Raw genomic sequence first — 10,679 nt, 5'->3', positions numbered from 1 at the left:
GGCAGACGACCGCGGCGGGCGACGCGGTCGAGCCGATCGCCCTCGGCTACGACCGACCCGACGACCTCTCGGGGACCAAGGGGCACGACTGGGTGGTCGGGAGCTTCGTGCGGCTGCAGGCCGCGTACGCCGACTGCTTCGACCACCTCGCCGACGACCGCGACGCCGCGCTCGAGGTGACGCAGTGGATGGTCACGGCCGAGGAGATCTCGCGCGCGCAGTTCCTCCAGGACGTCCCCGAGCTCTACGGGGACGGCGAGCACCAGCCGTGAGGGTGGAGGAGGCGGCGGCCCTGGTGCCGACGTCCTTCGCCGCACGCATCGCGTCGCTCGAGGCCGAAGGGGGTCCGCCCGGCGCCGCTTGGGTCGACGCGCTCCCCCACCTGATCGCCGAGGTGCTGCAGGAGTGGGAGCTGTCCGTCGACGGTGCGCCGTTGACCGGGCGGTGCGCCCTCGTGGTGCCGGTGCACGGACCCGACGGGCGGGCGGCGCTCAAGCTCGGCTGGCCGCACCGCGAGGCCGACCACGAGCACCTGGCGCTGCGGACGTGGGACGGGCGCGGGGCCGTGCGGCTGCTGCGCGCCGACCCCCGCCGGTCGGTGCTGCTGCTCGAGCGTCTGACGACCGAAGACCTCGGCGACCTCTGGGACGAGGAAGCCGTGCGGGTCGTCGCCGGCCTCTACGCCGACCTGCACGTCGCTCCCCTGCCGCAGGTGCCGGCGCTCGTGCCGTGGGTCGAGGAGATCCTGTCCCGACCGGCGGTCGCCGCGCTGCCCCGGCGCTATGTCGAGCAGGCGAGGTCCACCCTTCGCTCCCTGGCGTCGCTCGGCGGTGAGCGCCTGCTCCACGGCGACCTGCACTACGGCAACGTCCTGTCCGACGGCACCGACTGGGTCGCCATCGACCCCAAGCCGGTCACCGGGCACCCCGCGTGGGAGGTCGCACCGCTCCTCTACAACCGTGTCGACGAGATGGGCACCGGTGCGTCCCTGCGGTGGTCGGTGCGCCGGCGGGTCGAGGTGGCGTGCGAGGTCACCGATCTCGATGAGGGGCTCGTGCGGGCGGTGAGCACGCTACGGGAGGTGGTCAACGCCGTGTGGGCGAGCGAGGACGACGACCCCGAGCGGGTCTCGCGGGCGGTCGCGCTGATCAAGGCGCTGGGTGACTGAGGGGGGCGAAGGGGGGCGCTACCCGGCCGCGTTGGTGTCACCTGGTTGCGCGACATGGCACAAGCACCAACACAGCAACTTCGCCCTCGCCTTGCTCATGTGCGCAAGATGTTGCATACAGCACAACTGGGGGTCTTCGAAAGAGGCTCTTCCCAGATGAGGGTGTAGGTCGGCCGGGCGCGTCGGTCCGCAGCTAGACGTCGAGTCTCCCGACGACGGAGGTTCCTACGCCATCCATCCGAAAGACCTCGATGTGACCGACGCTACCCCGCCGGCCGGCTTCGGCCGCCCTGACCTGACCGCCGTCACGCCTCATCCCGATCGACCCTGATCGAGTCTGCTGACCCCCTCGACGACAACGCAGCGACATCACAGCCACCCAACCCCGACCGTCCGGGAAGCCGGGACACGTCACATGGCCTGTGCTGCGGGCGTGTCGAGTGGGTCGTCCAGGGGCGACGCAGGAGCGTCGACGCGACGTGCTGAGAGGTGGTTCCAGTCGAGCACTAGGACACCGGCTACAGGCATGGCGATAGGTCAGGAACGGCGTCGCTCCCTACGCAGGAGGGAGCGCAGAGTCTCGGCGTTCGCGTAGCCGACCCGTAGCGCGATCTCGGCGGAGGTGAGGTCCGTGGTTGCTGAGAGGTGCCGAGCTCGTTCGATGCGAAGCCGTTGGACGAAGCCGAGCGGAGTGAGGTTGAGCGCCGCACGGACTCGTCGTTCGAGGGTGCGCCGGCTGGTGCCGAGCGACTGCGCCACGAAGGCGACGTTGAACGGTTCCTCCAGGCGGGCGCGCACGAAGCGTTCGAACTCGACGACGATCGGGTCCTCGTGCCGGAGATGTTCGTAGGCGACGAAGCCCGCCTGCGACGGACGCTCGTCGATGATGAGGAGCTTGGCGACATGTTGGGCCAGGTCGGGGCTGATCGATCGCACGAGTGAGAGCGCGAGGTCGATGTGGGCGAACGCGGCGCCGGCGGTGACGAGGTTCCCGTCGACCACGACCATGGTGTCGAGATCGAGGGCGACGGTCGGATAGCGCTTCAGGAACTCCGGCCCCAGGAACCAGCTGGTCGTCGCCCGCCGATGATCCATCCGTCCGGTCTCGGCGACAGCGAACACGCCGGTGCACGCCGCGGCGATCCGGGTGGTCGCGTCGTCGAGGCGCCCGAGCGAGGCGATGACCGAACGAACATCTCGGCTCTGGAGGGCGTCGTTGGTAGCGGCGGCCGTGAGGGTTCCAAGCGCAGGGACGACGACCACGTCGAACTCTGCGGACTCCGACAGCGGGTGGTCCACCGACAGGGTCATCGATGCCGTCGTGGTCACTCTCCGTTTCGGTCCGAGGATGGCGAGTTCGATCGGGTCGATCCGCGGGTCGACATCGCCGCGGGCTCCGTCGGCCACCCGCACGATGTCGATGATCGACGCGACAGCCGAACCGAAGCAGCCGTCGATCGCGATCAGTCCGATACGCATGGCGCGAACAATAGCAATACTGTCGTATACGCCACTTCTCACATGCCCTTGCTCGTCATACGCTGAACTCGCTTCACCAAGAAACCTCGACACTTAGGAGAACCCCTCATGTCCACACCCGCATCACTTCCGTATGCCTTCGTCGCCAAGATCGTCGCGGCCGATGGACAGCACGACGCGCTCGCCGATCTGCTCGCCGGCGCTGTCGCCCTCGCCAACGAAGAAGTAGGAACGATTGTCTGGTTCGCGGTCAGGACCCACGCCGACACCTTCTGGATCTTCGATGCATTCCCCGACGAGGCCGCTCGCGACGCCCACGCCAACGGCGCCATCGTCGCAGCCCTGACGGCCAACCAGCACCTCCTCGGCGCTGCACCCGAGATCCTGCCGGCCGACGTCCTCGCGTCCAAGCTCCCGTAGTCCGCCAACGCACGAGACGATCGCGCTCCGCCGAGCCGTCGCCAGGTCGCGACGCATCGCCACGCTGCGTTGCCGAGCGGTGCGAGGCCTATCGCACACGGACAGGATGCCGGCCACGAGCGCTCAGCCGGCGAGGGGTCCGTCGCAGAGGAGAGCGACGTCGGTGTCGGGCAGAGCCGTGAGGCCAGCGCATCGCGCGACCACCAGAACCGAACAGCCCCTGCCCTGCGTTTCCGCAGGTCAGGGGCTGTTCGCCGGGGCCGCCTGTCGGAATCGAACCGACGACCTCATCACGTCGGCTGTGCGTCTATCGCTTGATGCGCCCACGGGGCGAACGAGCCGCTGACCTGCGCAAACGCCGAGCGTGGGGGACGCCGCCATCCGGTGGTGACCGACGACGACCGACCAGTACCGACCGTTTCACCGGATCTTGCGGCGGCGTCGAAGCCGAGCAAGCTCCATTCCTTTAGCCTCGATCCACCGATGGGACTTCGTCTGGAGGCGTGATCTCGATGCTGGGGTGAGGGCTGTGTCGGGGCGTGGGTGATCGCCCGACCTGGCTGTCGGGGTGTTCCACGTTCGAGGTTCCTGGGGTAGCGCCATCTGGGCTGGGTGGTCAGGACGAGGCGATCGCGGGTGGGTCGGCGACTCGGTCGAACACCTGGGTCCAGGGCTGCTGCCATGACCAGTGCTGGGGCAGGTGCAGCGTGATCCGCCGGGCCGAGGACGCGACCCGGGCCGGGACGTGGATCAACTTTCGGCGCACGGTGGCAGTGGTCGCCTTGACCAGCTCGGGCGCCTCGGTCAGGACGGCAGCGGCCCGGGTGAGGTTGAACGCGATGACCGCGCGCACGAGCCAGGCACTGTTGGTGGCGAACCGCCCGGATGGCAGGTGAGCCAGCGCGGAGGCCTTGAGGTCGCTACGCGCGCTGTTCGTTGATGACGCTCACGTCGAGGTCGAGGCGACCTGGGGTCTCTACCAGCGCATGATCGCCGCCTATCGCCACGAGGACCGGCAACGTGGCCGCGAGCTCATGGAGAAGCTGATCACCAACCTCAGCGCCGGCGTCCCCAAGGTGCTCACCGAGCTCACCACCCTGGGCCGCACCCTGAAGAAGCGAGCCGCTGACCTGCTCGCCTACTTCGAACGACCCGGCACCAGCAACGGGCCGACCGAGGCGCTCAACGGACGGCTCGAACACCTGCGCGGCTCCGCACTCGGGTTCCGCAACCTGACCAACTACATCGCCCGAAGCCTGCTCGAGACCGGCGGCTTCAGACCCCAACTCCTACACCCCCGATTGGGATGAGCCGGTTTCAAACGGAGAGCGCCCGTGGCTCGCGGTCTTGTAAACAGGGGTGGGGCGAGTCCCTCGGCAGGCTCACTCGTGTCCAGCACCGGAGAGTGGTCCTCACAGTGTTCAGAAGGCGCCGTCGTCGCGCTCCCGCGTCAGGCGGGGGCGGCTCCGGGGGCCGGCGGCGCCGGAAGGTCGAGCACGCGCGACCTGCGCAGCCTCCAGACGAGGTAGGCGGTTCCCAAGCGCGGCTTGCCGAAACCGTCGAAGGGGTCGAAACCGAGAGCCCCGGTGATGGTATCGACACGCGCCTGCATCGTGCTGTGGTGGACGCCGGCAAGGCGTGCAGCGGACCTGATCGACTGGGAGCGAATCACTGCCTCGAACGTCTCGGCTGCCCATAGGTGGCCCGCCAGGTCGTCCAGCCGGTCTGCGTCAGGGTGGTGACCTCCCTCCGGTGCGTCGGCCAGGAGGCTGATCAGGCCACCGAACTCGTCCGCACGCACTGAGGGCAACCTTGGCGGATCGCACAGACGGAGCGAGACCATCGCCGTACGGAAGGAGTGGTGCAGCTCGCGCGGCAGCGCGGCCACCCCGGTGCCGGCCGGGCTGGCGCGGACCAACTCCAGGCCGTCTCCTTCCGAGAGAACCAGCACGTGGATCGGGCCGTGAACGGTCGGCACGACGTCCTCAGGGCCGCTGGGGTGGTTCTCCCAGACCGCGAAGAGTGGCGCCGCGACGATGCGGTACTCCCGTGAGCCGTTGAGCCCCAAAGCCCCCGCCGCCGCCAGTCGGTCCTCGACCGGTACGGCGCCATCGACGAGGAGCGCGAGGTCGCGCCGCTGGTCGGCCGTGGAGCGCGCTCGGCCGTGGCGGATCCGGACGGCGAGAGCCAGCCGCTCGAGGATGATCGCGTCGTTGGGAAGCGCGTCGCCTTCGCGCTCCAGCCAGACACTGAGCCCCTCGGCGGTCGCGACGGGCCAGGAGACTTCATCCGACACCGGCCGTGCGGCATCGGCTGCGGTGAGCAGCTGACCGCGCGGTGTCACCCGGGCACGGCGCGTCGGACTGTCCTGTTCGAACCCCGCGGTACAACCGGCCAGCGACGCGGCGGCAGACAAGAGCGCGCGCGTGTTGACGTTGCCCACGATGAGCTCGTCGAAGCACGCAATGACACGGAGTCCCAGGCTTGCGCTGGGGTCCAGTCGGGCGATGCGGCCGAGCAGCTCCTGCACGTCAGTCCCCCTCGTCAGTCAGCAAGGATCTTCTCCAGCCACACGTTGCGGGCCCGAATCATGCTTCGCCCCACCGTCGTGTGCGGAGCGAAGATGTCGCAGGCGTGGAAGGCGCCGGACCAGACGTGGAGCTCGGCGTCCCCACCCGCCCGCCAGATCGACGAGGCGTAGTCGATCGCCTCGTCCCGAAAGATCTCGGCCGCACCGACGTCGACGAACGCGGGCGGGAGATTGGTGAGGTCGACGGCCCGTGCGGGGGCCGCGTATTCAGAGACGCCGTCGGTCCCTCGCGCCACACCGAGCAGGGCCGCCCAGCCTGTCTCGTTGCTCACCCTGTCCCACACCCCGACACCATCGAACTGCCCGGTCGAGGCGGTGACGCCGCGGTCATCGAGCATCGGATAGTCCAGCACCTGACCCACGAGGGTCGGCCCCGCGCGGTCTCGGGCAGCGAGGGCAAGCCCGGCGGCGAGCCCTCCGCCGGCGCTGGCACCAGCCACGACGAGGCGGTCCCTCCGGATGCCGTTCTCGGCGGCATGGCGCGCGGTCCACTCCAGCACCGCGTACATGTCCTCACGGGGATGGGGGTCCGGGTGTTCTGGCGCGAGCCGGTAGTCCACCGTCACGAGCACCGCGCCGAGCTCGTCGACCCAGTCCAGCACGAGGTCGATGCCGCTGAAGCGGTCCCCGAACATCAAGCCCCCGGAGTGCGCGTAGACCACGGCGGGTCGTGGCCCCGACTGTCCGGGCGGGTGCAACAAGGAGACGGCAACAGGGTGCCCGTCGTGGCTCTCGACGATCACGTCCTCGCGGGTGATGCCCCGTGACCGTAGTACCTCGTCCATCGGCGCTGACGCGTAGGAGGTCCGCATGAACGAGATGAGGTCCGGCGTGATCGTCGGGGGGAACATGCCTCCCACGACGGCCAGGCCGGCACGCAGCTCGGGATCGAACTCGGGCCGCAGGACGGTCACCACCATGCTCTACCTCCGTCGATCGACCGGTGTCGGCCCGGGCCGCAGTGCCCGGTCGTCGAACGGTAGCCCGGCCCTTCGCCCGACACCAGACCGTCCGGCGGGCACATTGTTGACCACCCGCCAAGTGGCGGTCACACGGGGAGAAACGGATCGCTTCTGTCGGTTCACGGGTGCCGTACGACTGAGGCACCGTCGTCGCAGAGCCCATGGCAACGGCGCCGTGGGAGCCACCAGGAGGAGCGTCATGGGCAGATCCATCGATTCCGCAGCGATCGACGCAGTGCTGACGGCGGCCGTCAAACGGGGCGCAGTGCCGCACGTCGCGGCGATCGCCGCCGACGCCGACGGCGTGTTCTACGAGGGAGGTGCCGGCGTCCGCATTGCCGGGGAGTCCGAGGACCCGGTAACCACCTCAACGCAGTTCAGGATCATGTCGATGACGAAGATGGTGGCCACCACGACTGCTCTTCAACAGCGCGAGCGCGGTGAGCTCGACTTCGACGCACCGGTCGAGGAGTACGTCCCCGAGTTCGCCGACGTGCAGGTCCTCGACGGCTGGGACGGTGACACGCCCCGGCTGCGTGCCCCCGCCTCGAAGGCCACCGTCCACCAGCTGGTCACCCACACGAGCGGACTCGGCTACTGGTTCTGGAACGAGGACCTGGTGCGCTTCGAGGCCGCGACCGGCACCCCCAACGTCGTACCGGGCTCGATGGATGCCTTCAAGGCGCCCATGACGGCTGACCCCGGCACCCAGTTCGTCTACGGCATCAACACGGACTGGCTCGGCCGGGTCGTCGAAGCGGTCGCCGGCGCCGGTCTGGACGTCGTCGTCAAGGAGCACGTCACGGGACCCCTCGGGATGGACGACACGATGTTCCGCCTGGACCCCGACCGGACCTCCAACGCCGTGACCGTGCACGTACCCGGGGAGGACGGTGGCTGGACCTCGGCTGGCGAGATCCTCAACCAGGAGCCCGACTGGTGGGCCGGAGGCCATGGCCTGTACTCCACCCCGCGTGACTACATCCGCTTCGAGCAGGCACTCCTCCGCGGCGGCGAGCTCGACGGGGTGCGCATCCTGCGGCAGGAGACGGTCGACGAGGCATTCAGCGACCAGCTGCGCGGCATCCCCTTCCCCGAAGAGATCCCGACGGCCGACCCGGGCATCACCGACACGCTCTACGCAGGGCCCGGCTGGACCTGGGGCTACGGCCTGATGATCAACACCGAGGACGTCCCCAGCCGCCGGCGAGCCGGCTCGGGCGCTTGGGCAGGCCTGTTCAACACGCATTTCTGGGTCGACCGCGCGACGGGCATCTGCGCTTCCATCTACACGAACTCGCTGCCCTTCATCACGCGTGATGACGCCTGGCGCACGTATAACGAGTTCGAGGAGGCCCTGTACGCCGCGCTGTAACTAGTGGACCCCGTTGGCCGTGGAGCGCTGCGCAGGAGCTCCACGGCCAACGAGGACCTCCCTGTCACGGAAGCGGAGGCGGAGTACTTCAACTACTTTCTCAACAAGGTTGATTTCAGTAATGGGCCGGAGCTGAGGAACAAGTATCTCCACGGGTCACAGGCCAACGGGGAGGGCGAAGACGCCCACTTCCACGCCTACATCACGGCGCTTAGGCTCATGGTGGCACTCGTCATCAAGCTGAACGACGACTTCTGTCTGTCGGCACTTGAAGGGTCGCCGTCAACGGATCCGACATGACTCAACGTGGCTCCGTTGCCGCGCTGGCTTCCTCCCTCATGCCCTCCGAGGGCGCGCTCGACGTCACCGCGGCTTGCTCATGCCTGAGCAGATTGACCCCGGTGGCCGTGCCACGCCCCGCATCGAGCGCGGCCCGGATGATCGGATGCATGCCCCACATCGTGGCCTGGATCGCGATCCGGGCGCCGGAGTTCTCCACAGCCGGGCCGGCCGACGTGCCTGGGTGCCCGACTTCGCCTGGTGGCGTTGGTGTCACCCGGTTCCCCTCTCCGGGCAACCAGGCGCCATCAACGACGCCGGGTGACATCAACGCCGCCGGGGTCACCCCCTTCGTTCCGTCGGTGAGACCGTGGACCCATGGGCAACCGACTCGCCGACAGCCTCTCCCCCTACCTGCGCCAGCACGCCGACAACCCGGTCGACTGGTGGGAGTGGGGGCAGGACGCCTTCGACGAGGCGCGGCGGCGGGACGTGCCGATCTTCTTGTCCGTCGGGTACGCGGCGTGCCACTGGTGCCACGAGGTTCCCCGGTTGGCGGCTGTCGACGAAAATCTGCGAAACCGCAGGTCAGCGGCCTGATCCCGGTTCGGGTGGGGCCATGGCGTGCCGCCGTTGGACACCGTTTCCGGCGCTTCGTGCATCACTCCGGTGCATCACTTGGCCGGCCTACTCATGGGGGAGGTATCCCCTCTCGTACGCCCACGAGAACAGGCTCTCGCCAGAGGTGATCGGCAAGAACATGTCGGTGGCCAGGAGGTCGTCAACGATCTGTATCGCCAGTGCTCGGTCGACGTCCGGGAGGGCCCAGTGAGCTTCGATCACGAGCCAGAGGGTGTCGTGGCTCTGAACGCCGTGCAGGTCTGCCTGGGCGATCGCGCGCTTGTCATCGATCAGCGCCGTGATGCCGCGGTGCTTGGCGCATGCGATGACCGCGCTCTCGCCCAAGTGTTGGGTGGGACCGCCGCCAAGCGCCGCCTTGACGATGAGCTGCGTAAACACTTCGTCCTCCGTGAGAACGGTCGTTTGTGCCCAAGACGTCGAAGCAGGGTCCGGTATCCCGTTGTACTGCATGCGCCCGGCCTGGATCTCTGTGTTGACGTCGTCGGGCACGACAATCACGCGGCCCGGCGCCAAGCGCTCAAGAATCTCGGCGTGCCCGGCACGACATAGGTGGGTGTAGACGCTGGTGTCAGTGACCCACGTCGTCAGGTCAGGCATCCGATCCTGAGCCGGTGTGGCCCTCGAAAGACCGGCGGAGTCCGTCCATTGACGACGTGTCCATTGCAGGTAGGTCGTCGACAGTGAGCATCCCTCGCAGGAGCTCAAGCACGCGTGACTCGGTGAGTTTGGAGGAGGAGTAGCCCGTCAGGCATGCGGCGACGAAGCCTGGCGAGAGGTACCGGGCTTCTAGCTCGTCACTCCATGACAACCCCAGACGCAAGTAGTCGCCAGACCTGGGCTCGTTTGCGCTGAGCCGATCGCGCTCTTCGTGCGAGATGAGACCAACATTCCGAAGCTGAGAGATTGCCGCCGACCAACTCAGTCGGAAGGCAACGCCAACTGCCAGTGCCCGGTCTCGAAGCGGCCACTCAGTGTGCTCTGACCAAACCTTGGTGATCCCAGCGCGGGGAGCGAGGAAGTGGATGGAGAACGAGTTGATCATCTGTTCGCTATCAAGCGAAGCTTCCGTGTCATACGCATCGCCGAACAGCCAATGGCCCAGTTCATGTGCCAGCGTCATCCGGCGTCGGCCGGACCCGGCGTGCCCGTTGATGACCGCGGCGCCCAATGCACCACCCTCTGCGTCTACTGCAACACAGCCTCCGTCGGGACCAGACTCGCCGAGGGGCGCAGCGAAGGTGTGGAGTCCGAACCTTTCGCAAAGGCGGCCAAGATCGGCAATTGGCTCAGAACTGAGCCCTGCCTTTCCCCGGAACGAGGCGGCAGCACTTTCGGCCTCAGCGTGCGTTCGAGGGACGCGAGCACTCTCATCGCGACGGACTGGCTCAAGCAATGCCAGTGCCATTAGACCGCGCAAATCGGACGCGAACTGGTCGATCTCGGCGTCCAGAGCACGGGTCGAGTCATGCGCAGCATGCGGCGCGGATCGACGGCTGACTGCAGCTGGCACAGGTGGCTCGACGAAGTACGAGAGCGGTCGCCCGAGAACCTGAGCGATCTGAACCAGTTCAGGCACCTTGAGATTGCGCTCGCCCTTCTCAAGCAGGACGATGGCGGTCCGGTCAAGGCCGACGGCACACGCGACGCTCTCCTGAGTCATGCCCGCGAGATCGCGGGCCTCGGAAAGCCTCTGGCCCAGCATCAACTTGTCCACGTGTTGGATTTTCGCACATCGATCAACCTCGCACCACCGCGACCTAGATC

The 10,679-nt window shown here is 67.8% G+C and carries 11 protein-coding genes and 3 pseudogenes; 7 read left to right on the top strand and 7 right to left on the bottom strand.

The features are described 5' to 3' along the window. Together JAN01S_RS17035 and JAN01S_RS01230 are read left to right on the top strand one after the other, a co-directional pair. On the top strand, positions 1-272 hold a 272-nt coding region (locus JAN01S_RS17035), incomplete at its 5' end, for a hypothetical protein (protein ID WP_169797145.1). Then, positions 269-1,168: an aminoglycoside phosphotransferase family protein gene (locus tag JAN01S_RS01230; protein WP_084359896.1), complete on the top strand. Its 900-nt coding sequence runs from the start codon at positions 269-271 to the stop codon at positions 1,166-1,168. The genes JAN01S_RS17035 and JAN01S_RS01230, both read left to right, overlap by 4 nt. 537 nt (positions 1,169-1,705) lie before the next feature. Here the strand turns inward: JAN01S_RS01230 and JAN01S_RS01225 are convergent. Further along, a complete protein-coding gene (locus JAN01S_RS01225) occupies positions 1,706-2,647 on the bottom strand; it encodes a GlxA family transcriptional regulator (RefSeq protein ID WP_068312399.1) in 942 nt (313 codons plus the stop codon). 108 nt (positions 2,648-2,755) lie between these two features. On the opposite strand from JAN01S_RS01225, the gene JAN01S_RS01220 reads away from it, so the two are divergent. Continuing rightward, entirely contained in the window at positions 2,756-3,067 is a 312-nt protein-coding gene (locus JAN01S_RS01220) for a putative quinol monooxygenase (protein ID WP_068102119.1), read from the top strand. Between the two features lie 616 nt (positions 3,068-3,683). On the opposite strand, the pseudogene JAN01S_RS01215 reads toward JAN01S_RS01220, so the two are convergent. Further along, positions 3,684-3,989 (bottom strand): annotated as a pseudogene (locus JAN01S_RS01215) (transposase); the annotation flags it as partial. Here JAN01S_RS01215 and JAN01S_RS01210 point away from each other — a divergent pair. After that, a pseudogene (locus JAN01S_RS01210) lies at positions 3,988-4,377 on the top strand (transposase); the annotation flags it as partial. The pseudogenes JAN01S_RS01215 and JAN01S_RS01210 overlap by 2 nt on opposite strands. 140 nt (positions 4,378-4,517) lie before the next feature. Here JAN01S_RS01210 and JAN01S_RS01205 read toward each other — a convergent pair. Further along, complete coding sequence (locus tag JAN01S_RS01205; RefSeq protein WP_068312388.1) at positions 4,518-5,597, bottom strand: CdaR family protein; 1,080 nt, start codon at positions 5,595-5,597, stop codon at positions 4,518-4,520. 14 nt (positions 5,598-5,611) lie between these two features. After that, positions 5,612-6,577 carry an alpha/beta hydrolase gene (locus JAN01S_RS01200; RefSeq protein WP_217999982.1) on the bottom strand — a complete coding sequence of 322 codons (966 nt, stop codon included), beginning with the start codon at positions 6,575-6,577 and terminating at the stop codon, positions 5,612-5,614. A 241-nt stretch (positions 6,578-6,818) separates the two neighbouring features. Between JAN01S_RS01200 and JAN01S_RS01195 the strand changes: the two genes are divergently transcribed. Both JAN01S_RS01195 and JAN01S_RS01190 read left to right on the top strand, forming a co-directional pair. Next, positions 6,819-7,994, top strand: coding sequence for a serine hydrolase domain-containing protein (locus tag JAN01S_RS01195; RefSeq protein WP_068312385.1), 1,176 nt, complete (start codon positions 6,819-6,821; stop codon positions 7,992-7,994). Positions 7,995-7,997: 3 nt separating this feature from the next. Next, entirely contained in the window at positions 7,998-8,294 is a 297-nt protein-coding gene (locus JAN01S_RS01190) for a hypothetical protein (protein WP_068312382.1), read from the top strand. Between the two features lies 1 nt (position 8,295). On the opposite strand, the gene JAN01S_RS01185 is transcribed toward JAN01S_RS01190, so the two are convergent. Further along, positions 8,296-8,445, bottom strand: coding sequence for a hypothetical protein (locus JAN01S_RS01185; protein WP_157075544.1), 150 nt, complete (start codon positions 8,443-8,445; stop codon positions 8,296-8,298). 206 nt (positions 8,446-8,651) lie between these two features. Here JAN01S_RS01185 and JAN01S_RS01180 point away from each other — a divergent pair. Beyond that, positions 8,652-8,813: pseudogene (locus JAN01S_RS01180) on the top strand (DUF255 domain-containing protein); the annotation flags it as partial. Between the two features lie 147 nt (positions 8,814-8,960). Here JAN01S_RS01180 and JAN01S_RS01175 read toward each other — a convergent pair. Both JAN01S_RS01175 and JAN01S_RS16455 read right to left on the bottom strand, forming a co-directional pair. Continuing rightward, positions 8,961-9,512: a PIN domain-containing protein gene (locus JAN01S_RS01175; protein WP_068312372.1), complete on the bottom strand. Its 552-nt coding sequence runs from the start codon at positions 9,510-9,512 to the stop codon at positions 8,961-8,963. After that, on the bottom strand, positions 9,505-10,629 hold the full coding sequence (locus JAN01S_RS16455) for an XRE family transcriptional regulator (RefSeq protein WP_084359895.1): 1,125 nt from the start codon (positions 10,627-10,629) through the stop codon (positions 9,505-9,507). Before JAN01S_RS16455 ends, JAN01S_RS01175 begins: the two co-directional genes overlap by 8 nt. Positions 10,630-10,679 lie beyond the last annotated feature (50 nt).

It is taken from the genome of Janibacter anophelis NBRC 107843, from assembly GCF_001570945.1.
Classification (GTDB): domain Bacteria; phylum Actinomycetota; class Actinomycetes; order Actinomycetales; family Dermatophilaceae; genus Janibacter; species Janibacter anophelis.
Note: the sequence above shows the minus strand (reverse complement) of the source record. Positions and strands in the feature narration are given on the sequence as shown.